Here is a 25,949-nt window from a genome sequence, read left to right as displayed (position 1 = left end):
CCGTCTAGGCGTTTTCTTCTTGATTACTTATAGAGACTTTCGCAATTGCCGCACTTCCTCAAAGCTCAATTTTGATCATTTAGCAACTCCTGGATCAGCAAACTGGTCTAAAAAAAGCAGCCTTACGAGAACTTACCTCATAAAGCTGCTTCCTTCACATCTTATCCAGCTAAACCATTAATAAAATCTTCAATTTCTTCCAATGTTTTACGATCTTTGCTGACGAATCTGCCTACTTCTTCTCCACTATGAAAAGCAATAAAACTCGGAATGCCGAAAATATTAAGGTCTCCACAGAGATCAATAAATTGATCACGATCCACTTCCACAAATGTATATTCCGGATAATCCGCTTCTAGGCGAGGCAGAAATGGCTCAATAAATCTGCAATCTCCACACCAGTCTGCTGAAAACATAAAGATCGTTCGTTCTTCCTTTTTTAATTCCTCAAATTGCTCAATTGATTGTAATTTTTCCATTTTATTTCCCTCCTGTGTTAATCAGCGTTTTGCCGGGTTTCATCCAGCCACGCTTTCACATAAATTCAAATATGATTAAGCTTATCACAGATGGGGCGATAATATGGAATACAATGACTTGAATAACCGATTCATTCAGATAGCTGCGCTGACGCAACCATTTCCATTAAATAGCCTGCATCAGATTCTAATTGTTTAACGGTCGACTCTGTTGTCGCTTTTACCCCACCGACTCCAGCAGTTACCTCATACTTATTATCACCCGCATCCATAATTAGCAAGTAACCGAAACGATCTTCAACAGAAAACGTCTTGTCAACAATCATCTGTCCCTCTTGATTTTTTTCAAGTTCGTACAATTCCTCACTACTGGATGGAACAATTGGATTATAAAAGAGAATGTAAGGATGTGAGCCCTTCTCCAAAATAATATTATTTGGTTTATCCTCCTTAACCGTTAATCCTGAAGGTCGATGGAATGCAATTGCTTGTAATGTTTCATTTTTATCTAATTTATTTGTAAATGCTTGCTCAGCTCGCACGATTGCTTTCTCTTTTTGTTGTTCTAACGAACCGCCGCAGCCAGTAAATAAAATAGTTATGACAACCATTACTAGAAATACTGCGATTTTTTTCATTGAATGTTCCTCCCATGTATCTTTTCCTTCTCTATCATACTACTATGAAAAACCAATTGACAACCCTAAATGAGTGAAAAGTCCCATTTAGAAGAATATTAGTAGGTTCAATGTTACAATGTAGGCATGACAGATTGGAGGGATGTTTCATGAAATTAACAGTCTATTTAGCCGGTGAAATCCATAGTAATTGGCGAAATGAAATGAAAGAAAAAGTAAAAGCGTTACAGCTACCAGTTGATTTTGTCGGTCCGATGGAAGATCATGACCGCTCCGACGGAATTGGGGCGGAAATTCTCGGTGAACAGCCGAATGCAATTTTTCATGACGCAGCTGCTTCAAGTTTTAATAATTTACGGACAGAAGTGCTCATGCAAAAAGCGGATCTCGTCATTGCCTTGTTCGGAGAAAAATATCGTCAATGGAATACAGCAATGGATGCAAGCGCGGCTGTTGCCCTTAACAAACCATTAATTTTGATTCGCCCTGAACAATTACACCATCCATTGAAAGAGCTATCAAGAAAGGCGAATGTAACGGTCGAAACGGTAAATCAAGCGATCAAAGCCCTTGCATATATTTTTGAATAATGAAAGCGCACGAGGAATAAAGGAACAAAGGCGTTGCCACATCCTGTGGCAACGCCGATGTGACCCACGTCGTGTGGACTGAGGAAGGTTATAAGCTACCTGCCTCTTTCATGCCGATTAGTTGCTTAATAATATGAGCAAACATCTCAGAGCGGTTCACCGCTCCATTCGTAAAAATGCCAATTGCTCCTTCGTTCGATCGAACATTTACTCGATTACTATATTCATCCATAAGTGGTCCAAGTTCCTCTCCAGCCCTTAGCCTTTGAGCAATCTCTTCAGGAAGCTTGATTCTTGCACCCCCAGCGAGAAAGACATCTTTATCCCTAACAGCAAGCGCACCCCAATTGCACAAAAACAAACCGAAAGCCGTTTCCATTACTCCGCCTTCAAGACCAAAGGCCAGCTCTGCTTCCGAATGCTTTAAGCAATACTGCGCTCGATTAATCGCTCCTTGCATCGTTTCTTCATCTGAAAACGGCATATTGCTTACATTTGATGGGGCGTCGATTGGTACAATCGAAGCAGTGTAACCCATTTCGTGTAAAGTGTCTGTGACCGCTTTGACCTTCGCTTGGTTTTTAGATCCTATTGAAACAATCATTGTTGTTTAATCGAATCAACCGTCGTACGATCAGTCGATTTCACAAGCTTCACGAGTAATTCTTTTGCCGCTGCATAATCATCGACGTGGATGATCGATGCATGTGTGTGGATATAGCGTGAGCAAATCCCAATCACTCCGCTTGGTATCCCCTCATTTGCTATATGTACACGTCCCGCATCCGTACCGCCTTGGGATACAAAATATTGGTATGGAATATTATTCGTCTCAGCCGTATCCAAAATAAATTCACGCATTCCTTTATGTGTTACCATCGACCGATCATAAATACGCAGCAATGCACCTTTTCCAAGTTGACCAAATTCTTGCTTATCTCCCGACATATCGTTTGCGGGACTCGCATCAAGCGCATAGAAAAGATCCGGTTTAATCATCGCTGTTGCCGTTGCTGCCCCACGCAATCCAACCTCTTCCATGACCGTTGCTCCAGAATACAAGATATTTGGTAGCCCTTCATCTTTCACTTCTTTTAAAAGCTCAATTGCCAATCCACAACCATAACGATTATCCCATGCCTTCGCCATAATTTTCTTCGGATTTGCCATCGGTGTAAACGGACAAACCGGCACAATTTGCTGACCAGGTTTAATCCCGATTTTTTTTGCATCTTCACGATCATCGGCACCAATATCAATCATCATGTTTTTGATGTCCATCGGTTTTTTCCGCTGCTCTTCACTTAATAAATGTGGAGGTATTGAGCCAATCACACCTTCCACAGCCCCTTGATCCGTGATGATTTGCACTCGTTGAGCAAGTAAAACTTGACTCCACCAACCACCTAACGTTTGAAAACGGATCATTCCGTTATCTGTAATATTCGTTACCATAAATCCAACTTCGTCCATATGCCCCGCGACCATCACAGTCGGCCCGTTTATATCGCCAGTTTTTTTGCCAAAAATACTCCCAAGACGATCTTGAACAATTTCATCTGCATATATTCGTAATTGCTCACGCATAAAAGAGCGCACCGCATGCTCGTTTCCAGGTGTCCCTGGCAATTCCGTCAATGTTTTAAATAAATCCAATGTTTCCTGTTTCATATCTATCACTCCACTTTTTTTGAATGATCTCCTTTTTATTTTACAGAAGATCGAACTTCAACGCTACAAAACCGTGTTTTTTACAAAACAGTTCCTGTATACTAGAGCTAGCAATCCATTCGGAGGTGTACGATTTTGAATTGGAGAATATTCCTATCTGGAGCAGCTGCCGGTTTAATCGGAGGCTATTGCCTTAGTAAAAAATTGAATGAAATGATTCCAATCTCAGCAGAATCCGTATTAACAAACGTAAAAAATGCCTTTCGAAAAGATGGGCGTATCGATGGATCTTGGATGCAAATGACCCCGGAAGACTATCAGCATTATGCAATCAAAACAAAGGTATATCGCGGGGGCATTACTCGTAATAAAGATGGGATCCGCGAACAATTTGAATTTATCGCTGATGTGTATACGGGCACAGTGATTGATATTTATCCTATTTAAAAGTAAGGGCTATCTAAAAAGTAATACTAATTGGTTTTTTCGTAAACATCGTGCGCTCGATTGCCCATACTGAAGACTTTTTACCGGAAAGGGGCATTCGAACGGATTCCGATTGACCGTATCGGAGATTTTTTGCCGACGAGGGGCAATCGAGCGGGTTTCGATTGACCATTTCGGAGCGTTTTTACCGGAAACGGTCATTCGAACGGATTTCGATTGACCGTATCGGGGATTTGTTGCCGGCGAGGGGCATTCGAACGAATTTCGAATGACCCTTTCGGAGCGTTTTTGCCGGAAAGGGGAAATCGAACGGATTTCGATTGACCGTATCGGAGGTTTTTTGCCGGCGAGGGGCAATCGAACGGATTTCGATTGACCGTATCGGAGCGTTTTTGCCGGCGAGGGGCAATCGAACGGATTTCGAATGACCCTTTCGGAGCGTTTTTGCCGGAGAGGGGAAATCGAACGGATTTCGAATGACCGTATCGGAGACTTTTTGCCGACGAGGGGCATTCGAACGGATTTCGATTGACCGTATCGGAGATTTTTTGCCGACGAGGGGCAATCGAGCGGGTTTCGATTGACCATATCGGAGCGTTTTTGCCGGAAAGGGGCAATCGAACGGATTTCGATTGACCGTATCGGAGATTTTTTGCCGGCGAGGGGCAATCGAACGGATTCCGATTGACCGTATCGGAGATTTTTTGCCGACGAGGGGCAATCGAACGGGTTTCGATTGACCGTATTGGAGATTTTTTGCCCGAAAGGGTCATTCGAACGGATTTCGAATGACCGTATCGGAGCATTTTTGCCGGAAAGGGGCAATCGAACGGATTTCGAATGACCATATTGAAGACTTTCCGCGGGAGAAGGGAAATGCGGATGAAATTCGATTGACCAAAATGATGTAAATATGCTCTAAGGGGGAAATGGATAACTACCACTACCTGTGCATAAAGAAGGGGCTATTTTAAAGTCAATAAAGGTTTGACTTTAGAATAGCCCTTTTGGCTAAACAAAGCTTCAATTGGGTCTTTCACGCATGACTGCTGCAATCACATTTCCTTCCCTATCCCATTTTAATGCTCGGTAATGGCCGTCATGGTAAAAAGTGAACCACGCACTGGCTTCGATCGCCTCTGTTATCCATTTTTGTTTCGCCCGAATCGAATCCATTGGGTAGTCATCATAGGCAAGCACCCATAATACGTTGCGGTGAGCATTCGTCGGCATTAAGTCCCCCATATGGATCAGCTGCTCGTCACCGCTCTGAATCGTAATGATGCAGTGACCATCACTATGCCCACCTGTATGAATCATTTTTATCGCACCTTCGAGCTCTAACTCTCCCGTAAAAGTATGTACTTGATCAACGATTGGCTCCCAATTTTCCTTCCAATATGTATTGCGTGAACGTATATTTGGATTTTGCATTTCCTGCCACTCTGTTTCCGACGCATAGATGACAGCATTCGGAAACATGGAGACAAGCGTTTCATCCTCCCGTTTCGTCAATCCACCTGCATGGTCGAAATGAAGATGCGTCATGCATATGATATCAATATCTTCTCGTGTCAACCCAAGCTTTGCTAACGACTTTTCAATTTGTGATTCTTCTGTCACACCATAATTACGCTTTTGCTTATCAGATAATTTTCCGAATCCTAAACCAGCTTCAATCAAAATATTTTTTCCGTTTAATTGAAGAAAAATCGGATCTGTACGTAATTCGATTTGGTTTTTCTCATTAACAGGATATTTTTTTGACCATAATGGCTTTGGAACAACGCCAAACATCGCCCCGCCGTCCATAAACGTATCCCCGCCATTTAGCCATGTCAAAGTCAAGTTTCCAAGCTTTAATCGTTCCACACTCTCACCTTCTTATCCCTTTTTCCAAATTATAGCATAAAAAAACTAGATTCCTCTTTGAAAGAAATCTAGCGTTCATTTTGATATTTCACTTCACAGCGGTAAATCGGTTGTCCTTTTGCAGAGAACTTCTCTTCATACTCAGTCATAATATTTCCAGCAAAATCACTATTGTGCAAATCTAGACTAAGATATGTTAATAAAAGCCCGTATGCGGAAAAGCTTTGCAATGAATATTCAAATAAACCGCGATTATCGGTTTTGAAATGAATTTCGCCACCATTCACTAATATATCTTCATAAATATTTAAAAACGCTGAAAACGTCAAACGTCTTTTTTCATGACGTTTTTTCGGCCACGGATCGGAAAAATTTAAATATACCCGTTCCACATCACTTTTCGCAAAAAACTTACGCAAGTCTTCGCCATTCGTATGCAGCAACTTTACATTTGGTACATCTGCTTCGATTAATCTGTCAAGAGCGGAAACAATTACACTTTCCTGTAATTCGATCCCAATATAGTTAATTTCCGGATTTGCTTTGGCCATTTCTGTAATGAATCGGCCCTTTCCTGTCCCTACTTCAATATGAATGGGAAAGCCATTATCAAATAATGCATTCCATCTTCCGTAATACTGTTCAGGGTTTGGAATGACGTACTGCGGATGTTGCTCAATTTTTTCCCTTGCCCACGGTTTATGTCTTAAACGCATCTTTCTACTCCTTACTTATATCATCCGAATAAATTGTTCAACTCAAACCTATACTAGTTACATGTTCATTGAAAGGGTGAGTCATATGACACTTAGCCATCGTGACCAAATGCAATTATTACAAGATATACTAGTCAACCATTTGGAAGATTGCTGTGGATCTGTATCTGAATGTGAGCAACTTGGACGACTGATCAAATCGCTTCTGATGAACCCCTCAATTCCGCGGGAGATACAGCCATTGCTTACAGACATATACACATATTGTCAAAACGGCCAATATAGTGCAGATCTCGATCAACATATAAATTCCCACCAAGATCAATTATCCCAGTGGGTTGGCCAAATCAATACTTATTCATAAAGAATCTTTTCCAAATAGGTAAGCCAGTGCTGCATTTCCTTCTGTCTACCTTTTTCTTTATGCCATTGAATCCATAGCAAAGTTTGTGCTGTCACATACCATTTCATTCGTAATTCTAATTGGGCCGTCATTGTACGGCCATATTTTTTTAACCAATCTGCCCAATCTTTTCGGGGAACATACCAATAAAGCAATAGTCCAAGATCAAGGGCTGGGTCAGCAATCATTGCTCCATCCCAATCAATTAAATATAGCTCGTCACCTTCTGATAAAAGCCAATTGTTATGGTTTACATCTCCATGGCAAACAGCCCATTCATCACAACTGACATTTTTAACTTCTTTTTTTAATAAAATAAGGGATGTTTGAACAAGCCTATGCTCCAATAACTCGGCATCTAAGCTTACATTGACTTCCGCTAGCATCATCTCTGAATCTGTCGGTGTCTTTCCCATTCGCCTTAACATAGTCAATAACGGGATGGAATCATGAATTTTCTTTAACAGTTCCGCTACCCGTTCATCAGCCATTTCGCTTGGTTTTATTTCCCGGCCATCCAAACATTGTTGAGCCGTAATAACATCGCCATTTTCCAATCGCTTCGTCCAAATAAGCTTTGGAACTATCCCTTCCGCTGATAGCACCGCAAGAAAAGGAGATGAATTTCGCTTCAAAAACAATTTTTGATGACTATTTGTAGCAAAGAACGCCTCACCAGTCGCTCCACCGGCTGGAGTAATTTCCCAGTCTTGCTCGAATAAATGTTCCACCGATCTTCACCTTCAATTATATCACCGGAGAGATCCTCCGAATTATCTATCTGAAAAGAAAAAAGCAGCTATTGGTACAAATGAACATCAATAGCCACCCTTTCATAAATATTATCTCGTTTCGACTTTTTTCGTCAAGTCTGTTTTGCAAATTTCATTCAAATTTTTTATGAAAGTTAGCATTTCGCTTATTTTATTGGAGGATTTTCCAACTTTTTGGAAGTATTTCTATCGTTAATGGGATCTCCCCAATCGATTCACCATCTGCATGAACATCAACTGGACGGTCATTAAAAATTTGAATGTTTTTGCCTTTGAATTGGATTACTTCCTTAAAACGCAAATGTCCACCCCAAAACACAGTTATAAATACACATAATAATTTCATCTTAGATAAATGATGGACGACTGTCACACAAAATTCACCATCAGTAGGGTTTGCGCTTGGAGCAATCATCATGCCTCCCCCATAATAAGGTTGATTTGAAACTGTGACAAACCATGTCTTTTCAAATTGAAAGCGCTGATCATCTATTTGTAATTTAACCGTTTGCGGCTTGTACGAAAAAATCTCTCTTACTAAATATACACCATAAACAGCCGTTCCGAGCGAAAAATAATTTAACCATTTTTTTAAACGCGATTGATTAGCCTTTTTGGCAATAAGTGCATCGAATCCCACACCAACACTATTGACAAAATATCTCGGAGTTTTTCCGCTTATCACACCACTATCTACATGCTCGACTTTATTAGGAATTAAATGTAAAATAGCCTCCAAACATTTTGCTGGATGAGCTGGAAGCTTGTATCCCTTGGCAAAATCATTGCCTGAACCTGTTGGAATATAAGCAAATGTGACATGACTGTGTCCGATCGCACCATTGATTACTTCATGAATTGTCCCATCTCCACCAACAGCAACAAGCAAGAGTGGCAAATTTGTATTTGTGGCGATTCGTTTTGCTAGCGCCACCCCATCCCCTTTTTCTTTCGTGTAATACACATCGTGGGGAACCCCATCTACTATTCTCCGAATCTTATTCCACACTTTTTGACTATATCCATTTTTAGCAGCTGGGTTGATGATAAATACAAGCTTTTTATTCATTCATCAGCTTCCTTATTCCAGTCAGGGCGTTTAAAAGAAGTCGTTTGACAATATTCTAACAATGCCTTTGCTGCCTTTAGCTGCATCATTTTTAATGGTGAAACAGACACGCGCATCCGCTGAAACCACTCTTCATACGATCGCTTATCAAGCAGCAATAGTTCCGCTGGGGCATCAGGGTAGTCCAAATAGCCGTCTCGAGAAACGACCGCTTTTCTGATCGGTAACTCCACTTCATACAAGGTAAAAAGCTGTTTCACAATCTTCTCCATCCTTGAAGCGGATAAACTTGGATTTAACACTTTTGACTCTGTCTCCCCCACTCGCTTTTGCCAAAAATGGTCAGGTGAACCGATGTATACAGCATTTTCTTCCTCTTCGATAAATGCTAGACACCATAATTCAGTCGGTGTAAGCAACATGACTTCCACTTCAACAGGCGCTTTCTTTAATAAAAAAATCGGTTCATATAAAAGAAAATATGAATCCGGGAAACGCTGCAAAAAATGTTTTAATCGCTCATCATGATAATACGATGAATCGACAAATGATTTTTCCGCTATCGTTGAGCTTGCCCATCTCATCTGAAATTGAAATAAATGATCAAGAAATGATTGCTTTAATTCCATTTCAGATTTGGCAAGGAGAAGCGAAGGAACGATTTCTAACTCCACATCATCATAGGTCAATTCTTCCACTTGTATTGAGTTGGAGCTCTCTTTTTTAAATAAATTTTTCACTTTATGAAATAGTCCTTGCCTTTCTTCGCTATCCATCTCAGGAAATATTGCAGGCTCCTTTTCAAACGAGTCCTCATCTTCCCAAGCAGTGTGTATTTTTTCCCATTGCTGCTTTTTTAATCGAATAAATTGGGAGGGATAGCGGGAGAAATCAAGCTCATAGCGGGATATATAATCTTGTAATTTAATTAGTTGCGCCATTGGCATGACCACCTTTCATGTCATGATAGAAGCGAAAATGATTCAATCACCTTATATTTTGGCGTCCGTTCTGGAAATGTTTGATAGAGAACGACTTCTGTTACATTAAAAATAAGTGGTTGATCAAAATGAGGTAATACATCTATTTCAAACTCATCCGTTCCAGTCCACTTTCTCCCAAGCGTAATATGTGGACGATACGGGCGTTGATCAAGTTGAAACTTAGCTGCCTCACACGCTGTAAATACATGTTTTTGCAAATGATTCAATGGATTAGAATCTTCCATGCCCGCCCATAAAATTCTTGGGGACTTAGAAAGACCAAATGTTCCAATATGATTCACTTCTAATCGAAACGTCTTAGCACCCTTTAAGGCGTCATCCGTACGCTCGATCGCTTCCCTTATCTTTATATCGGTCGCATGTCCAAGAAATGTAAGAGTAATATGTAAATCTTCGGGATGGACCCAGCTTTTAAACGGAGCTGTGGCCTTGAGTCTTTCTTGTTTGTTAGCAAGTTCATCCTTCACTTCAAGCGGAAGCTTAATTGCGAAAAAATAATGGGACATCGCGCATCTCCTCCTAATTTCGAAATTTAAGGGTATTCCAAGTGTAGACTCACAGCCTTAATTTAAAACTGTAAAATGTATAAGTTTCGATTTCAAACGTTCTTGAGACATTAAACAAGACCTTATGGACTCTATTTGCCATTTCTAACGCATATCGAGATATTAGACTTGGCCTTATGAACCGAATCGCCGTTTTAAATGCGATTCAGACCATTAGCCAAGACTTTCTCCTTATCTGCCAATTTCAGCGAAAAATAAAGATTGAAGCTTCTTTGTTATAGGGCCTGGTTTCCCCGTACCTACCGTTTTCCCAGCAACCCGAATGATTGGCATCACTTCGGAAGTTGTGCTTGATACGAAGACCTCATCGGCCGCTAGCAATTCATCAACTGTAAATGCCTTCTCCACAAATGGGATTTGATGGTCTTTACATAAAGTTGCGATTACTTGGCGGGTAATTCCATTTAAAATTAAATTCGTTGCAGGGTGTGTTTGAATGACGCCATCCTTAACAATATAAGCATTTGAAGCTGAGCCTTCCGTTACCGTTCCATCGCGGTGAAGAATTGATTCAAAGCAACCTTGCGCGACTGCTTCCTGCTTTGCGAGTAAGTTTGGCAATAAGTTCAAACTCTTAATGTCACAGCGTAACCAACGAATGTCATCGGCAATGATCGCCTCCACTCCATCTACAAGTGCAGCTTCAGGTCTTGCAACCACTTTCGTATTCGCTGTCAAAACCGGCAGAACGTTTTCTCCAGGGAAGACATGATTTCTAGATGAAGCTCCACGTGTCACTTGCATGTAAACGGAGCCATCTTCAATCTGATTTTCTTTTATCAGTTGCTCAAGCAAACCTCTTAATGTTTCTTTCGAATAAGGAACAGTCATTTTGATTTTTTCGGCGCTGCTATATAATCGCTCCAGATGCTCATCACCTGTAAATAACTGACCTGAGTACACCCGGATTACTTCATAAACCCCGTCACCAAATTGATAACCTCGATCCTCAATATCGACCTTTGATTCATCACGATTCAAAATTTGATCATTAACAAGCACTTTTTCCATTTCGACCATCTCCTTTACTTCGCAAGCTCATAAATCGCTTGAGCATAAATTGCCGTTGCTTTAAATAAATCTTCCAATTCAATGTATTCATCCTTTTGATGAGCAACATCCGGTCTTCCTGGGAATAGTGCGCCGAAAGCAACACCAGATGTTAATGAGCGCGCATATGTACCACCGCCAATGGCAATGAGCTTAGCCGGCTCATTTGTTTGCATCTCGTACACTTTTTTTAGCGTTTGAATGAGCGGATCATTCTCCGGGACATGATGTGGCTTCGAATCTTTTAAATTGGCAACGGAATATCCCATTTCCTTTGCTTTATTTTTCACTTCTTTTAAGCCTTCCTCAAGCTTAAATGTCACAGGATAACGCATATTCAAGCCAAATTTTTCGCCATCTTGTTCATTATACGACATGACTCCAACGTTAATTGTTAATTCTCCTGTAATCTCATCTTGATATTGCACGCCCAATGCGCGCCCTCTTGAATCCCCGAAAAAGAAACGAATCGCCGCTTGAATAAATATTTTTCCATTGGAATCAAGTTCGATCGTTGATAAAAAGTTCGCTAATAATAGGCCGGCATTTTTCCCTTGATCCGGTTCCATTCCGTGGGCAGATTTTCCGTTAAGTTCGATAACGAAATAGCCGCTTTCAACATGATAGCTTCCCGTTAATTGCTGAGTTTCTAAAAAACTGTCAAATCGCTGCATAATTTTCGTATGGTCACGTTGAAGATCGAGCACAGCTTTTGCATAATCAGGCACCATGTTGTATCGGCGGCCAGCAGTAAACGATAATAATGTCACATGCGCATCTTGGACATCTATTTGTTCATTTTTGCAAATAAGGTCGAAATCTGCAATTCCTTTTTCCGCATTAATAATTGGAAAATCAGCATCAGGGGCGAAACCCATGCCCGGCATTTCCTCTTCCTGAAAATAGCGGTCTACACAGCGCCAATCGCTTTCTTCGTCTGTTCCAATGATCATCCTTACCCGTTTGGTTAACGGAAGACCAAGCTTTTTAACAATTTTCATGCCATAGTAAGCAGCGAGAGTCGGGCCTTTATCATCGATCGCTCCACGTGCATACATTTTTCCATCTTTCACTTCCGCGCCATACGGATCAACGGACCAGCCGTCACCTTCTGGAACAACATCCACATGGCATAAAACACCAATCAAATCCGACCCTGCTCCCATTTCAAGATGACCAGCTACATTGCCTACATTTTTCGCAGCAAATCCATCCTTTTTACCAAGTGCAAGCATATAATCCAACGCTGCCTTTACTTCTTTACCAAGCGGAGCGTCTTTCGTTGCATTCTCTTCATTAAGCACACTTTTGATTCTAAGTAGCCCTTGCAAATCAGCAAGCAGCTCTTCCTGATGTTTCACTACTTCGGCTTTCCAATCAATATGAGACATCGTCACGACTCCTTTATCAAGCAATAATCGTTCTGCCTTCTATTGTATCAAAAAAAAGGAAAAAGGCTTTGTATCCACATTCTAAAAATAAATGAACTTGCAATAATGATTATATATGGAACCGATAAAGCGATGATGACCTTCTTTTTCGCTTGAAAATACGCATTGACCTCTGCGTACCTTTTTGTAAATGGGTGACCGCCAATCACTTTATACCATACACTTCCAATCCAAGCACGTAAAAATACGTACCCAAAGCAGGCGATCGATATTTTTAACCAAATAGGTGGTAAAGCAACGATCGCTACTGTTGTCCACCCACTAATTTGTAAAAAACCAATGATAAATTCCACACTTCTCGTCGTTGCCTTTATAAATAATTCGATAAAGCCATTTTCAGCCGTTCGCTTCGTAAAAATTCGGTTCGATTTTGCATATAGACGTGGTTTTTTCCTAGATGTTGATGGTTTTGGCAGCTTTTCCATGTCCATCGACATGCCGAAAATCAGATTAATCATTTTCGTTTTTTCCAATTCGTCAATCGAAACATCTTGTTCAAATGTTCTAATCGACGTAAAGCGACGCCTGATGAACAGAATGGAAAGGAGGATCTGAATGATGATCATCCCTATCATCATATACATATTTTCACTCATAAACATTTCATAATTAACACTCCAAATAATGAAAGCGGCAATGAACAATGGCAAACTATGCAACAAATTTCTCCACCCTTTTAGGTGAATGTTCATTTTCCCTTTTACACCCATGACTACCCATTTTAATGTAAGCCAAATAAGGATAAAATAGATAAGGCTTTTCATATTCTGCCCATAATGGAAAAGCCAAAAAGGAGCAATTACAAATGCAAGCATAATGCCAAAAACCACTTCAATCAAATACGTATAGATGATGCCCCTCTGCTTCAGACCTAACATAAGACGTTCATTTTTCATTAAAAAGATTCGGTCCGCTTCCCTCACATATGTACGAAAATGCCCGCGCCATAATAAAAAGAAGAAAATAATAAAATGAAGTTCAAACGGAATCACTTCAATCCATGGCGGAATATCTAGCCACCATGATCGATAAATCGCTCCACCAATGATTGTCGCGGGAATGACAAGATAAACAAGAACTGTCCAATCGAGCACGCTTTTTACAAGCTGATATTGAAAGATCCAATTTTGCCAAATCCTTTTGAATAATAACTGTCCACTAGTCACTTACATCATCCCCATCTGAAATACATGAATATAAGCTACCATCTTCCGCACCGCATGTTTCTAATACTTCAGACAAAGTACCCGCCGCTTTCATTGTCCCTTTTTCAATAATGACAAACGAATCACATACGCGTTGAGCTGTATCCAAAATATGTGTACACATTAAAATTCCCGTTCCGTTCGCCCGTTCTTCTTCCAATAAATGAAGCAATAGCTTTGTTGACCCTGGATCCAATCCCATAAACGGTTCATCGATGATTAACAAATCGGGGCTTGTAAAAAGAGCAAGCGCCGTCATCCCTTTTTGCTGCATCCCCTTTGAAAAATTCCCCGGAAATTCATGAATATGATCCAATAACCGAAACTTTTGCAAAATCTCTTTTGCATATCGCAAGCTTTCCTCCCCTAACTGCTCAACCGCCGCAACAAATTCAAAATGCTCCCATAATGTTAATTCTTGATAATAAATTGGGCGTTCCGGAATATATGAATACGAGCTTTTCTCTTTTCTTTTGATCTTTCCTTTAACATACGTTAACTGTCCAAGAATCGCCTTAATGGTTGTACTTTTTCCGGCGCCGTTTGGGCCAATCATTCCAACAAGCTCCGAAGGTTCGATCGCGAAGTTCACATTTGAAACCGTCGTTTTCTCTGATTCATATCCAGCACTCTTAATTTGAACATCCAATAACGCCAACTGCATTCACTCCCATTACATTCTTACTCGTTCTACGAATTTTTTTCGAAAAGGTTTCACAATTCAAAAGAAACCGCTAACGGATCATTTCTTTTTCAATTGGAACATGCTTTAATAAAATGGAAGATGTATAGAGGAGCTGTTCATTCGTTGTTGCATTATCGTTTATTTAGATCTAATCCTTCACAGCCTTGGGTTACATTAATTCACGGGGCAGGGGGAAGCTCGAGCATATGGTATAAACAATTAAAAGAATATCGTAAATCATTTAATGTACTAAGCATTGATCTTCGCGGGCATGGCCGCTCGCAAAAAGACATTTGGAAGAAAAACGATTCATTCGTTAATGTAGCCACCGATGTTATTGAAGTACTGGATCACCTACAAATAAAAACAAGTCACTTTATTGGCATTTCACTCGGAACGATTGTGATCCAAACGATTGTCCAAGCATATCCAGAACGTGTTTCATCGCAAATTTTAGGCGGAGCAGTCATAAAGCTAGATATTCGTACTAAATTACTCGTTATGATTGCAAATATTGTGAAGCATATTGTTCCATATATGCTTTTATATAAACTGTATGCGTGGATTTTAATGCCAAATGAGAATCATAAAGAATCTCGGCTCGCTTTTATCACTCAAGCAAAAAAAATGTGTCAAAAAGAATTTATCCGCTGGTTCGCTTTAACAAAATCAATTAACCCGTATTTATGTTCCCTGCAATTAAAAGTAAACAATATCCCCACCCTTTTCGTTATGGGTGCAGAAGATTATTTATTCTTAGCCCCTGTCAAAGAACTCGTTCAAAAACAGCCTGATCTCCAACTCATTACGATTGAAAATTCTGGACACGTTTGCAATATCGATCAGCCTGAAATTTTTAACAAAGTGACCGTTCAATTTATTCAGCAAACACACCGTCTATTGCCTGAAACACAAGTGCAATAAATAAGTAAAACAAAGATGTTTTTTCCTTTCAGTTGTCAATTTGTCTTGCAAATAAGACGGATCAAAAGTGAATTAACGGGTTCGGTTTAAGAGTACAAATCCTTAGATAATACGCAAATCAGCAGTCCAATTAGCATATAATTGAACTGCTTTTTTGAAATTTTAATCCTTATTAGATAAAGAATAAGTAATTTAACATCTGAATTGGCACTTGAATTAGTAAAACAACAAGGTTTCTTCATTTGCATATTCATGTATTCATAAATACGCTATTTGTTAAGTGAAAAATTCATATTTATTAATTGTAAGGTGAGCGAAGTAACAACTACTCAGATTAAGCGTTGGAAAGATAATGCCTTGATTTACTTTTTCGTATTAATGCCCAGATATGATGTAACATCTTGGAGGTCCTGAAAGTAAAGAACAAATTTTGAAAAGACACAAACAGTATCTTGAGCTAAGTAGTAGGGCTAGATTGTGGAAGATAGGAAGGAATAATCCATGAGCTAAGAGAAGTTGTTATGTAACTTTAACTATGGGGAGGATATACATGAAACAAATTATAGCCCTTGGTGGTGGAGGATTTTCAATGGAACCCAAAAACCCACTGTTAGACAAGTATATATTAAAACAGGCTAAAAAAAATGATCCTAAAATCTGCTTTCTCCCTACTGCAAGTGGTGATTCAGAAAATTACATTTCCAGATTTTATGATTTTTTTAATCAACAGAAATGCAGACCCACACATTTATCTTTATTCAAACTACCTACAAGGGACTTAGAAAATTTCATAATGGAAAATGATATTATTTATGTTGGCGGAGGAAATACAAAAAGCTTATTAGCCCTTTGGAAGGATTGGGGTTTAGATAAGATTTTAAAAAAAGCTTGGGAGGAAGGCAAAGTATTGGCGGGTATAAGTGCTGGCTCAATATGCTGGTTTGAGGAAGGAATTACAGATTCATTCGGTGATACGTTAGAGCCTATTAGCTGCTTAGGGTTTCTGAAAGGTAGTAATTGCCCGCATTATGATGAAGAATTGGAACGAAGACCGGCTTATCATAAAATGGTGAAGTCGGGCATAATTTCTGCGGGAATTGCGGCTGACGATGGAGTTGGTGTCCATTATATAGATGACACAGTTAATAATATAGTTAGCTCAAGGAAAGGCGCCAAGGCTTACCATGTTTTCAAGTTGGAAAATCAATTGATAGAAGAAACTGTACAAGCTAGATATTTAGGTTCTTAAGAAGAGTATAAAAACGTTCATAACAGATTGATTAAATATGATTAAGGGTTCGACTAATTCTATATGCCGCTGTTAGAAAAATATAAGGATTATAATACTAATTCTGCAAACGAAATCTTATAGAATATTTTTACAAAAGTAAATATTTTGGCAGAATCCGTTGGAGCGTAAGGCACGAAGACTCCTGCGGGATATACCTCACCGCTCGCCCCGCGGAAAGCGAAGTGCCTAGAGCGAAAATCAACAGTCAGAACCCGCCAATAACCTCTTAATAAGATCGCTCTTTTTTAGTAGTAAAAATTCCCTCTTTTAATTTTTAGAGAAATGAGTTAAAATGGAACTGTCTGATAATGGTAAGACAAATGGATAAAAATGTTTATTAAGGAGTTGTCCTACGGAAGAAGAAAATCGAACTCAACAAAATGGTTCACACATATCAGAAGCCGTCCGCAGCATCTGCCAAAGGAATTAAAGATGAGGGAGTGGTTTTTTGAAACCTACAACGGACAGAATGCTTACCCGAATCAAAGATATTTATATTTTTATTAAAGACAACGGCACCGTTACCACTCGGGAGCTCGTAGACGAATTCGGAAGCACACCTCGCACCATTCAAAGGGATTTGAATGTGTTAGAATACAATGACCTAATCAGCAGTCCCCGTCGCGGGAAATGGACAACAACGAAGAAAAAAGTCAAACTAACATCATAAATTATATGTTCAAAAGAACATCCTTGTAAATATGAAAGAGAGCTATCAACGAAATGTGGTAGCTCTCTTTTCTTATTCCATTTAGTTACTTGACACCGGCTTGATTTTCCATATTTCTGATGCGTATTCTTGAATTGTTCGATCACTCGAGAATTTTCCAGAGTAGGCAATATTGGTGACACTCTTATTCAGCCATGTTAAGCGATCCCGATACGCTTGCTCGACCAGTTCATGCGTTTCTATATATGGCTCAAAATCCTTCAAAACAAAATAAGGATCATTATGATAAAGGATATTGTAATAAATATCTTTAAACTCAATTTCTTGCGAGCCAAATTCTCCTTGATTCAGTTGATCTAAAATTCTTCGCACTCGGTCATCCGTATTGTAAATATCGGTTGCATTATAGCCACCATAGCGGTAATAATCCAATACTTCATCAGCGGTTAATCCGAATATAAAAATATTGTTTTCCCCGACTGAATCTTTAATTTCGACGTTTGCTCCGTCCAATGTTCCAACGGTTATCGCACCGTTCATCATCATTTTCATATTGCCTGTTCCTGATGCTTCTTTACTCGCAGTTGAAATTTGCTCACTAATATCGGCGGCTGGAATAATTTTTTCCGCAAGGCTCACATTGTAATTTTCTAAGAAAATCACTTTCAGTTTACCACCGATATCCGGATCATAGTTGACGACGGACGCAACTTTATTAATGAGCTTAATCACTTCTTTTGCCAAATGATAGCTTGGCGCCGCCTTCGCCCCAAAAATAAATGTGCGCGGGGTCATATCCAAATGTGGGTTCGCTTTTAGCTCATTATATAAATAAATAATGTGAAAAACGTTCAAAAGCTGGCGTTTATATTCGTGTAGTCTTTTTATTTGCACATCAAAAATCGATTGATCATCGACTAATATGCCCGTTCGATCATGGATGAGCTCAGCTAGGAGCTGCTTATTTTTTCGTTTCACTTGATCGAACTTTTCTAAGAAGGCACTGTCCTTCGTATATTTTAATAAACTGATAAGCTGTTTCGGACGCTGAATCCATTGCGGTCCGATAATATCAGTGATTAATTTTGCTAATTCTGGATTCGCCTGTAACAACCAGCGGCGATGGGTAATTCCATTCGTCTTATTATTAAATCGTTCAGGAAACAACGTATAGAAGTTTTTCATTTCCTTTTTCTTTAAAATATCCGTATGAATGCGTGCGACCCCATTTACACTAAAGCTTCCGACAATTGCCAATCGCGCCATATGAACACGCTCATCAGCGATAATCGCCATTTCAGGAATTTTATCGCGCAACTCCTCATGATCATACCAGATCCCTTTGCAAAATCGTTCATTGATTTCATCAATAATCATATAAATGCGCGGAAGCAAATGTTGCAGCATTCCTTTTGGCCATGTTTCTAATGCTTCACTTAGCGTCGTATGATTCGTGTAGGCAATGACATTCGTCGTAATATTCCATGCATTGTCCCAGCTAAAATTTTCCTCATCCATTAAAATCCGCATCATTTCAGGGATCGCCAAGCTTGGATGTGTGTCGTTAATTTGGATCACAACATGCTTTGGCAAATGTTTCAATGATTTACGCTGGTTGCGCTTGAAATTTTTTATAATGCTTTGAATGCTTGAAGACACGAGAAAATACTGTTGCCTTAGACGCAGCTCTTTTCCTTCATAACTTGAATCATCCGGATATAAAAATCCGGAAATTTGTTCGATCGAATGTTGATGATCAAGATCATGATAATAATGGGCGTCTTCTTTTTCTCCGTCCCTTTCCTGATCAACTGGTTCAGCGCTCCATAGTCGAAGCGTATTAACGACTTCGTTTTTGTATCCAATTACCGGGATATCGTATGGAATCGCCACTACTTTATCGGTATTTTCATATTTCACTTCAAGATTGCCATCGTTCTTTTGGAACATATGTACATCCCCATGAAATTGAATACTAACAGCCTCATCTTCCTTTCTCGTTTCCCAAGCATAAGGATCTTTTAACCAATAATCAGGGAGCTCAACTTGGTTGCCATGAATGATTCGTTGCTCAAATAAGCCATAACGATAGCGAATCCCGAAACCATGACCCGGGTAGTGAAGCGAGGCTAACGAATCTAAGAAGCAAGCAGCTAACCTTCCTAATCCTCCATTTCCTAATCCTGCATCATGTTCCTGAGCGTAAACCTTTTCTGGATTTAATCCTAGTTCCTTTAACGCTTGATTCGATGTATGAAGCAATCCATAGTTAAGCAAATTACTTTCAAGCAGACTGCCAACTAAAAATTCCATCGATAAATAATAGACTTGTTTGCAGTTTTTCTCTTTATACTTTTTTTCTGTTTCCGCCCATAACGGCTTAATTTCTTCATTTACAATTGAAGCAATCGCATAATAAATATCTTTTTCCGAAACATCTACAATCTCTTTCTCGTTCTGCAATGTTAGTTTATCAACTAATTTTTGTTTTAATTGTTTTACAGTGATTTGAGGCAAGGGCCCCTCACCTCCTTACACATATTGGGGTTTCAGACTTTCATACAGTCCTGCATATTCATGAGCTGATTCCTTCCAACTAAACTGGCTACGATTCACATTTTTAATGAGACTCGTCCATTGTTCTGGTTGGTGATAAACCAACAAAGAATAACGTAACACTGTTAGCAAGTCGTGAGCATTGTAGTTTGTAAAGCTAAAGCCATTTCCTTCACCTGTCACTTCGTTAAAAGCCTGAACCGTATCTTTTAAACCGCCTGTCTCCCGAACGATCGGAACAGTTTTATATTGTAAAGCAATTAACTGAGCCAATCCGCACGGTTCAAATTTTGATGGCATCACGAAAAAGTCAGCACTTGCATATAATTGGCGGGCCAAGCCCTCATCAAATGTTAATAACGTAACTAATTTATCCGGATAACGGTAGGCAGCATCCGAAAAATACGATTCAAATTCATGATCGCCCGTTCCTAAAATGATAAATTGAACATCTTCTTGAAGAAATTCATCAAGTATATGTTGAACGAGATGCAAGCCTTTTTGTTCAACCAGCCGGGTAATGATAATATAAAGCGGTTTTTCTCCATCGACCGGCAATCCTAGTTTTTGTTGAATCGCTACTTTGTTTTCCGTCTTCCGTGCTCGCGCTGAACGATATTTAACCGGAAGTGCCGGGTCCGTTAATGGATTATATTCTTTTGTATCAATTCCATTCAGTACTCCAACTACATCTTGCGCTCTTTCTAAAAGAATCGGATGGAGTCCCTCACTATAATAAGAGTCTTTAATTTCTTCCGCATAAGACGGACTGACTGTCGTAATTTTATCTGCGTGGAATAATGCACTTTTCAAACAATTAATCATTCCATTCCATTCAAAACCGCCAATATGATCTGCTGGCAGTTGGAAGAAATCATCAAAAGTTTCAAGTGGCATAATCCCCTGATATTTTATATTATGAATTGTGAATACCGTTTTCAATTGATCAAGTGGTTGTAATATTTTTGCAAGGGCGACGGACATTGCTGCTTGCCAATCATGGGCGTGAAGGACATCTGGCTTGAAATCGAGATGGCTTAATGCCTCGATTACGGCACGGCTAAAAAATACAAAGCGCTCGCCATCGTCATAATATCCGTATACACCTTTTCGGGTAAAATAATACGTATTCTCAATAAAATAGTACGTAATCTGGTTATGCTTTAACATATACAAGCTCGCTTCTTGATTACGCCAGCCAAGAGGAACGTCAAAAGAAGCGCAATGCTCCATTTGGCTGCGCCATTCTGGCGAAATCTCATCATAAAGTGGGAGAATTACCCGTACTTCCATTTTCTCATGCTCTCTCAATGCTTGTGGTAGAGAACCGATTACATCTGCTAGTCCCCCAGTTTTAATGAATGGAGTACATTCTGATGCAACAAATAATACGTTTCTCATGAAAAATTCCCCTTTCTAACTACGGATCAAGCTCAATGTTTATATGTCCCAAAAACATTTGCTATATAAAAGCTAAAATGGGACTTAAGAGATCGGCTTTTTCACCGAATCTCTTATTCCCTTACAAATTACATTACTTTTCTTTTCGCCACGACGTACGGTTTATCCTTTGAACCGATCAATCGTTGATGCCCTGTAACATGGACATCTTTATCTAAAATGACATTTTCTAAGTAAACACCCGGCTCGATCGTGCAGCGCTGCATAATGATTGAATTTTTCACGACCGCACCTGCCTTCACGTTGACGCCGCGGAAAAGAATGCTTCCTTCTACATCACCATCAATGACACAGCCATTAGCAAGAATTGATTTTTTCACATGAGCACCTTCACGATAGGCTACTGGCGGTTGATTGCTTACTTTCGTGCGTACGAATGGCTGCTTATAAAATAACGCTCGATAATTCTCTTCTGTTAATAGATTCATATTATGACGATAATAGCTTTCAATCGAGTTAATGAAAGCACTATATCCATCATATTGAAAGTGCTGAATTTTCAAGTCTGGCAAATTATGTTTAATACCATGGATAAATAAATAATCTTGATGACGAGCAATACATTGATCGACTAATGACATTAATAATTCTTTATTAATAATGTATACCCCTGTAAAGATTTGCGAATTTGTTTTATCATTCGTTATATCATGCACCCAACCAAACTCATCTGCTTCAATTCGGAAGTAAGGGTCATGCTCAGAGCGTAATGATTCGACATTGGTGGATATTAACGTGATATCGGCATTACGTTCAAGATGATATTGAAATGCAGCTTTATAGTCCATATTCGCTATAAACTGGCTACCACTTATTAATACATAGGATGATTTCCCTCGGTCAAAATAGTCACGATTATTATGGAAAAATTGTAGGTCCCCTTTCGAAATATCAGATGGGTCGTTCCAATCAGGAGGTAAAATAAACAAACCACCGTTGCGACGATCCAATTCCCAGTTTTCTCCTGTACCAAGATGATCCATTAAGGAACGATATTTTGCTCTAGTGAAAATCGCAACTTCCTCAATATTGGAATTAATCATATTTGAAAGAGCAAAGTCAATTAAACGATAACGACCGGCAAAAGGCACGGAAGCTCCGTTGCGAAAATACGTTAATTCGTGAAAGAAATGATGCTCATGCTCCAAATTGATAAGACCCATCATTGTATTCATTTGGCTACTCCTCCTACTGTTCCCGATAAAAGATCGTTTAATTTTTCTTCATCAATGACTAACGGCTCTTTATTCATAACGCTGCTGATTTTTACACCTTTAGGTATAATTGTATTTTCCATCACAATAACCCGTTCTAAAACGACATCTTCACCGACAACAACCCCGGGGTGTAAAATTGATTGACGCACTGTACTTCCTTTTTTTACTTCAACGTTATCGAATAATACCGTATTTTCAACCGTACCACTTACCCAGCATCCCGAATTAATAAGAGAATGTGTAACGATTGCATCTTCTTCAATATATTGTGGCGGGAAGTCCGAATCATTTGAATACATTCTCCAATTTTTATTATTGAGCGAGCCGCTCCAGTCTTCATCAAGCAAGTCCATATTTGCTTCCCAATAACTTTGGACCGTACCGACATCTTTCCAATATCCATCGAATTGATATGCATAAAGGTTGCGCTGGTCTCCAAGCATTGCTGGAATAATGTCCTTGCCGAAGTCATGGCTTGAGTAACCATTTTTTGCATCTTCCAATAAATAAGCTTTCAATGTTGCCCATGTAAACATGTAAATTCCCATCGATGCTAAATTGCTCTTCGGCTCCTTTGGCTTCTCGTCAAATTCATAAATACGAAGATCATCCGTCGTATTCAAAATGCCAAACCGTGGTGCCTCTTCCCAAGGTACCTCGATCACAGAAATCGTTACGTCTGCCTCAGAACGTTTATGCTGTTCTAATAGTTGACGATAATCCATCTGGTAAATATGATCTCCAGAAATAACGAGCACATATTCCGGATTATGCTGATCAATAAAATGAATGTTTTGATAAATCGCATCAGCCGTTCCTGAATACCAGCTGCCACCATTTTGAGCGGTATAAGGTGAAAGGATCGTTACACCCCCATCTTGACGGTGTAAGTCCCACGGCTTACCGTTCCCAATATGTTTATTTAATTCAAGTGGAGAATATTGTGTCATCACACCTAAAGTATGAATCCCAGAATTTGTGCAATTACTTAACGTGAAATCGATAATTCGATATTTCCCTCCAAAGTGAACTGCTGGTTTCGCAACCTGCTTCGTTAATGCCCCCAACCGTTTTCCTTCTCCACCAGCTAATAGCATGCCTACACACTCTTTCATTTTTCGTCCTCCTCATCAACAGTAGTTGTATCTTTCCGTTTAAAAACAGTGATGCCTAAAGGCGGTACTTTGATTTTTATATGTTGTGGTAATGTATGCCACTTTTCTGGAAAACTAAAATGCAAATCATCGTTTAACTGACCTGATCCACCAAATTCAAGCGCATCCGAGTTAAAGATTTCCTCATACGTTCCAGGGACAGGTACACCGATTTTATAATCGTAAGATATATTAGGTGTAAAATTACATACAATGATTAATTCCTCATTGGGACTCTTGCTGCGTCTGCGAAAAGCAATAATACTTTGGTCGATATTATGTGGATCAATCCACTCAAACCCTCGAGGTTTGTGATCCAATTCGTATAATTCTGGATTTTCTAAATAGAAATGATTTAGCGCCTTTACATAGTTGTACATCGCCTTATGGAGCGGATAGTCAAGCAAATGCCAATCTACTTGCTCTTTATCCTTCCACTCTGCATATTGTCCAAGCTCACCTCCCATGAATAATAGCTTTTTGCCGGGATGCGCCATCATATATCCATAAAGCAAACGTAAATTTGCAAATTGCTGCCATTGATCACCGGGCATTTTATCTAATAATGACTTTTTGCCATGAACGACTTCATCATGTGAGAGCGGAAGCAAAAAGTTTTCCGTATGAGTGTACATAAAGGAAAAAGTGAGCAAATTATGATGCCATTTCCGATATACGGGATCCTTTTTCATATATGTAAGCATGTCATTCATCCAGCCCATATTCCATTTAAAATTAAAGCCAAGACCACCAGCATATGTAGGTGCCGTAACGAGCGGCAAATCAGAGCTGTCCTCTGCCATCATTAATGCTTGCGGCTTATAAGAAAAAATAACCTCATTTAATTTCCGAATAAACGCATACGCTTCTAAATTTTCTTCTCCACCATACGAGTTATAAATTTTTTCTTCGTCATCATGTTTATCGAAATTAAGATAGAGCATACTGGCGACAGCATCGACACGAATGCCATCAATATGGTATTCCTCCATCCAAAATAAAGCATTTGAAATTAAAAAACTTTGCACTTCAGGGCGCCCAAAATCGAAAGTTAACGTCCCCCAAGAACGTTTCTCCGCTTTGCGGAGATCTACATATTCATATAATGGTTCTCCATCGAATTGGCGTAGACCAAAGTCATCTTTACAAAAATGCCCCGGCACCCAATCCATAATGACACCAATGTGATGCTGATGGCATTGGTCAATAAAATATTTAAAGTCATTGGGAGACCCGTATCTAGACGTTACTGAAAAGTATCCAGTAATTTGATAGCCCCATGATAAATCAAAAGGATGCTCGGCTAGCGGGAGCAATTCTATATGGGTATAGCCTAACGATTTGACATATGGAATCAATTCATCAGCAAGCTCCCGATATGTATAAAATTCACCATCTTCTTTTGTTTTCCAAGACCCTAGATGAACCTCATAAATTGAAATAGGTGATTCATACGCATTAAATAATTCTTTCGTTTCTTGCCAATCTTGATCATTCCAATCATAAGTGGAAAGTTCGGGGGTTAAAGATGCTGTTGCCGGTCGAAGCTCTGATTGAAGAGCATAAGGATCAGCTTTCAACAACACTTGACCAGTTGAAGAAACAATTTCATATTTATAAGGTACACCCGCTTCTATGCTTGGGAAAAATCCAACCCAAAGCCCCTCGTACGTCATTCGCTCTAATGAATAATGATCTCCCACCCAATCATTAAAGTCGCCGACGACCCGAATACTTTTGGCGTTCGGCGCCCATACTGCAAACCGAAAGCCTTCTCTTCCTTTCCATTCAATTTTGTGACATCCTAACAATTGTTGACTATGATAATTTGTACCTTGATGAAACAAAAAGATATCTTGTTCCGAAATGTTGTAATACAATATGTTAACTCCTTTCCCGAACGAAAACGCATGATGCCTTCCCAAATAAATGGGAAAACATGATATCAAACACTATTATAGGAGAAAACGAATAGAGTTTACCGAAGATTCCTTCGACATTTTCCTAGAGACTTTAGAGGTTTATGTAGGCGTTTGTCGAATTCATTATTCAAATAT

25 protein-coding genes are annotated in these 25,949 nt (G+C 39.5%); 6 read left to right on the top strand and 19 right to left on the bottom strand.

Annotated features, from left to right (window positions below; genetic code table 11):
* Nucleotides 1-161: 161 nt before the first annotated feature.
* Nucleotides 162-479 carry a thioredoxin family protein gene (locus tag KHA95_RS11325; RefSeq protein ID WP_213137620.1) on the bottom strand — a complete coding sequence of 106 codons (318 nt, stop codon included), beginning with the start codon at nt 477-479 and terminating at the stop codon, nt 162-164.
* 131 nt (nt 480-610) lie between these two features.
* Nucleotides 611-1,117 carry a hypothetical protein gene (locus tag KHA95_RS11320; protein ID WP_213137619.1) on the bottom strand — a complete coding sequence of 169 codons (507 nt, stop codon included), beginning with the start codon at nt 1,115-1,117 and terminating at the stop codon, nt 611-613.
* 149 nt (nt 1,118-1,266) lie between these two features.
* Between KHA95_RS11320 and KHA95_RS11315 the strand changes: the two genes are divergently transcribed.
* Nucleotides 1,267-1,707 (top strand): YtoQ family protein, encoded by a 441-nt coding sequence (locus KHA95_RS11315; protein ID WP_213137618.1) that lies wholly within the window; start codon nt 1,267-1,269, stop codon nt 1,705-1,707.
* Between the two features lie 88 nt (nt 1,708-1,795).
* On the opposite strand, the gene KHA95_RS11310 is transcribed toward KHA95_RS11315, so the two are convergent.
* The gene (locus KHA95_RS11310) at nt 1,796-2,311 is read right to left on the bottom strand and encodes a DUF84 family protein (RefSeq protein ID WP_213137617.1); all 516 of its coding nucleotides are present in this window, start codon (nt 2,309-2,311) and stop codon (nt 1,796-1,798) included.
* Entirely contained in the window at nt 2,308-3,378 is a 1,071-nt protein-coding gene (locus tag KHA95_RS11305; RefSeq protein ID WP_213137616.1) for a M42 family metallopeptidase, read from the bottom strand. Before KHA95_RS11305 ends, KHA95_RS11310 begins: the two co-directional genes overlap by 4 nt.
* A gap of 135 nt (nt 3,379-3,513) precedes the next feature.
* On the opposite strand from KHA95_RS11305, the gene KHA95_RS11300 reads away from it, so the two are divergent.
* Complete coding sequence (locus KHA95_RS11300; protein ID WP_213137615.1) at nt 3,514-3,825, top strand: hypothetical protein; 312 nt, start codon at nt 3,514-3,516, stop codon at nt 3,823-3,825.
* A gap of 1,023 nt (nt 3,826-4,848) precedes the next feature.
* Here the strand turns inward: KHA95_RS11300 and KHA95_RS11295 are convergent.
* Entirely contained in the window at nt 4,849-5,697 is an 849-nt protein-coding gene (locus KHA95_RS11295) for a YtnP family quorum-quenching lactonase (RefSeq protein WP_213137614.1), read from the bottom strand.
* Between the two features lie 68 nt (nt 5,698-5,765).
* Nucleotides 5,766-6,413, bottom strand: a complete 648-nt coding sequence (trmB, locus tag KHA95_RS11290; RefSeq protein ID WP_213137613.1) for a tRNA (guanosine(46)-N7)-methyltransferase TrmB — start codon at nt 6,411-6,413, stop codon at nt 5,766-5,768.
* Nucleotides 6,414-6,498: 85 nt separating this feature from the next.
* On the opposite strand from trmB, the gene KHA95_RS11285 reads away from it, so the two are divergent.
* Nucleotides 6,499-6,777 (top strand): YtzH-like family protein, encoded by a 279-nt coding sequence (locus tag KHA95_RS11285; protein ID WP_213137612.1) that lies wholly within the window; start codon nt 6,499-6,501, stop codon nt 6,775-6,777.
* Here the strand turns inward: KHA95_RS11285 and KHA95_RS11280 are convergent.
* The 8 genes from KHA95_RS11280 to KHA95_RS11245 form a co-directional block, all read right to left on the bottom strand.
* Nucleotides 6,768-7,547: a phosphotransferase family protein gene (locus tag KHA95_RS11280; RefSeq protein ID WP_213137611.1), complete on the bottom strand. Its 780-nt coding sequence runs from the start codon at nt 7,545-7,547 to the stop codon at nt 6,768-6,770. The two genes, KHA95_RS11285 and KHA95_RS11280, sit on opposite strands and share 10 nt — an antisense overlap.
* A 193-nt stretch (nt 7,548-7,740) precedes the next feature.
* Entirely contained in the window at nt 7,741-8,658 is a 918-nt protein-coding gene (locus KHA95_RS11275; protein WP_213137610.1) for a diacylglycerol/lipid kinase family protein, read from the bottom strand.
* Nucleotides 8,655-9,599, bottom strand: a complete 945-nt coding sequence (locus tag KHA95_RS11270) for an NERD domain-containing protein (RefSeq protein ID WP_213137609.1) — start codon at nt 9,597-9,599, stop codon at nt 8,655-8,657. The genes KHA95_RS11275 and KHA95_RS11270 overlap by 4 nt, the downstream gene beginning before the upstream one ends.
* A gap of 20 nt (nt 9,600-9,619) precedes the next feature.
* Nucleotides 9,620-10,168 carry an RNA 2',3'-cyclic phosphodiesterase gene (gene thpR / locus KHA95_RS11265; protein ID WP_213137608.1) on the bottom strand — a complete coding sequence of 183 codons (549 nt, stop codon included), beginning with the start codon at nt 10,166-10,168 and terminating at the stop codon, nt 9,620-9,622.
* A 231-nt stretch (nt 10,169-10,399) separates the two neighbouring features.
* Nucleotides 10,400-11,239, bottom strand: coding sequence for a D-amino-acid transaminase (dat, locus tag KHA95_RS11260; protein ID WP_213137607.1), 840 nt, complete (start codon nt 11,237-11,239; stop codon nt 10,400-10,402).
* A 14-nt stretch (nt 11,240-11,253) separates the two neighbouring features.
* Entirely contained in the window at nt 11,254-12,669 is a 1,416-nt protein-coding gene (pepV, locus tag KHA95_RS11255; protein WP_213137606.1) for a dipeptidase PepV, read from the bottom strand.
* 47 nt (nt 12,670-12,716) lie between these two features.
* Nucleotides 12,717-13,895, bottom strand: a complete 1,179-nt coding sequence (locus KHA95_RS11250; protein ID WP_213137605.1) for an ABC transporter permease — start codon at nt 13,893-13,895, stop codon at nt 12,717-12,719.
* Nucleotides 13,888-14,592 carry an ABC transporter ATP-binding protein gene (locus KHA95_RS11245; RefSeq protein WP_213137604.1) on the bottom strand — a complete coding sequence of 235 codons (705 nt, stop codon included), beginning with the start codon at nt 14,590-14,592 and terminating at the stop codon, nt 13,888-13,890. The genes KHA95_RS11250 and KHA95_RS11245 overlap by 8 nt, the downstream gene beginning before the upstream one ends.
* Before the next feature lie 150 nt (nt 14,593-14,742).
* Between KHA95_RS11245 and KHA95_RS11240 the strand changes: the two genes are divergently transcribed.
* The 3 genes from KHA95_RS11240 to KHA95_RS11230 all read left to right on the top strand — a co-directional run bounded on the left by KHA95_RS11240 (nt 14,743) and on the right by KHA95_RS11230 (nt 17,504).
* On the top strand, nt 14,743-15,543 hold the full coding sequence (locus tag KHA95_RS11240) for an alpha/beta fold hydrolase (RefSeq protein ID WP_213137603.1): 801 nt from the start codon (nt 14,743-14,745) through the stop codon (nt 15,541-15,543).
* 550 nt (nt 15,544-16,093) lie between these two features.
* Entirely contained in the window at nt 16,094-16,792 is a 699-nt protein-coding gene (locus tag KHA95_RS11235) for a Type 1 glutamine amidotransferase-like domain-containing protein (protein ID WP_213137602.1), read from the top strand.
* A 490-nt stretch (nt 16,793-17,282) separates the two neighbouring features.
* A complete protein-coding gene (locus tag KHA95_RS11230; protein ID WP_213137601.1) occupies nt 17,283-17,504 on the top strand; it encodes a DeoR family transcriptional regulator in 222 nt (73 codons plus the stop codon).
* An 81-nt stretch (nt 17,505-17,585) separates the two neighbouring features.
* Here KHA95_RS11230 and KHA95_RS11225 read toward each other — a convergent pair whose 3' ends face one another.
* From KHA95_RS11225 to glgB, 5 genes are all read right to left on the bottom strand, one after another.
* A complete protein-coding gene (locus KHA95_RS11225) occupies nt 17,586-20,021 on the bottom strand; it encodes a glycogen/starch/alpha-glucan phosphorylase (protein ID WP_213137600.1) in 2,436 nt (811 codons plus the stop codon).
* 15 nt (nt 20,022-20,036) lie between these two features.
* Nucleotides 20,037-21,461 carry a glycogen synthase GlgA gene (gene glgA, locus KHA95_RS11220; protein ID WP_213137599.1) on the bottom strand — a complete coding sequence of 475 codons (1,425 nt, stop codon included), beginning with the start codon at nt 21,459-21,461 and terminating at the stop codon, nt 20,037-20,039.
* A gap of 128 nt (nt 21,462-21,589) precedes the next feature.
* On the bottom strand, nt 21,590-22,696 hold the full coding sequence (gene glgD, locus KHA95_RS11215; protein ID WP_213137598.1) for a glucose-1-phosphate adenylyltransferase subunit GlgD: 1,107 nt from the start codon (nt 22,694-22,696) through the stop codon (nt 21,590-21,592).
* Complete coding sequence (locus KHA95_RS11210) at nt 22,693-23,853, bottom strand: glucose-1-phosphate adenylyltransferase (RefSeq protein WP_213137597.1); 1,161 nt, start codon at nt 23,851-23,853, stop codon at nt 22,693-22,695. Before KHA95_RS11210 ends, glgD begins: the two co-directional genes overlap by 4 nt.
* Nucleotides 23,850-25,772: a 1,4-alpha-glucan branching protein GlgB gene (glgB, locus tag KHA95_RS11205; protein ID WP_213137596.1), complete on the bottom strand. Its 1,923-nt coding sequence runs from the start codon at nt 25,770-25,772 to the stop codon at nt 23,850-23,852. The genes KHA95_RS11210 and glgB overlap by 4 nt, the downstream gene beginning before the upstream one ends.
* Nucleotides 25,773-25,949: the final 177 nt, after the last annotated feature.

Origin of the sequence: Bacillus sp. FJAT-50079 (genome assembly GCF_018343515.1) — a bacterium.
GTDB lineage: Bacteria > Bacillota > Bacilli > Bacillales > Bacillaceae_C > Lederbergia.
The sequence above is the reverse complement of the archived record's forward strand: the minus strand, read 5'-3'. Positions and strand labels throughout refer to the sequence as shown.

Bases quoted from the DNA above. Each gene is read 5' to 3' on its own strand.
- KHA95_RS11325 (WP_213137620.1), bottom strand. From the start codon at position 479: ATGGAAAAATTACAATCAATTGAGCAATTTGAGGAATTAAAAAAGGAA.
- KHA95_RS11320 (WP_213137619.1), bottom strand. From the start codon at position 1,117: ATGAAAAAAATCGCAGTATTTCTAGTAATGGTTGTCATAACTATTTTA.
- KHA95_RS11315 (WP_213137618.1), top strand. From the start codon at position 1,267: ATGAAATTAACAGTCTATTTAGCCGGTGAAATCCATAGTAATTGGCGA.
- KHA95_RS11310 (WP_213137617.1), bottom strand. From the start codon at position 2,311: ATGATTGTTTCAATAGGATCTAAAAACCAAGCGAAGGTCAAAGCGGTC.
- KHA95_RS11305 (WP_213137616.1), bottom strand. From the start codon at position 3,378: ATGAAACAGGAAACATTGGATTTATTTAAAACATTGACGGAATTGCCA.
- trmB (WP_213137613.1), bottom strand. From the start codon at position 6,413: ATGCGTTTAAGACATAAACCGTGGGCAAGGGAAAAAATTGAGCAACAT.
- KHA95_RS11285 (WP_213137612.1), top strand. From the start codon at position 6,499: ATGACACTTAGCCATCGTGACCAAATGCAATTATTACAAGATATACTA.
- KHA95_RS11275 (WP_213137610.1), bottom strand. From the start codon at position 8,658: ATGAATAAAAAGCTTGTATTTATCATCAACCCAGCTGCTAAAAATGGA.
- KHA95_RS11270 (WP_213137609.1), bottom strand. From the start codon at position 9,599: ATGGCGCAACTAATTAAATTACAAGATTATATATCCCGCTATGAGCTT.
- thpR (WP_213137608.1), bottom strand. From the start codon at position 10,168: ATGTCCCATTATTTTTTCGCAATTAAGCTTCCGCTTGAAGTGAAGGAT.
- dat (WP_213137607.1), bottom strand. From the start codon at position 11,239: ATGGAAAAAGTGCTTGTTAATGATCAAATTTTGAATCGTGATGAATCA.
- pepV (WP_213137606.1), bottom strand. From the start codon at position 12,669: ATGTCTCATATTGATTGGAAAGCCGAAGTAGTGAAACATCAGGAAGAG.
- KHA95_RS11235 (WP_213137602.1), top strand. From the start codon at position 16,094: ATGAAACAAATTATAGCCCTTGGTGGTGGAGGATTTTCAATGGAACCC.
- glgA (WP_213137599.1), bottom strand. From the start codon at position 21,461: ATGAGAAACGTATTATTTGTTGCATCAGAATGTACTCCATTCATTAAA.
- glgD (WP_213137598.1), bottom strand. From the start codon at position 22,696: ATGAATACAATGATGGGTCTTATCAATTTGGAGCATGAGCATCATTTC.
- KHA95_RS11210 (WP_213137597.1), bottom strand. From the start codon at position 23,853: ATGAAAGAGTGTGTAGGCATGCTATTAGCTGGTGGAGAAGGAAAACGG.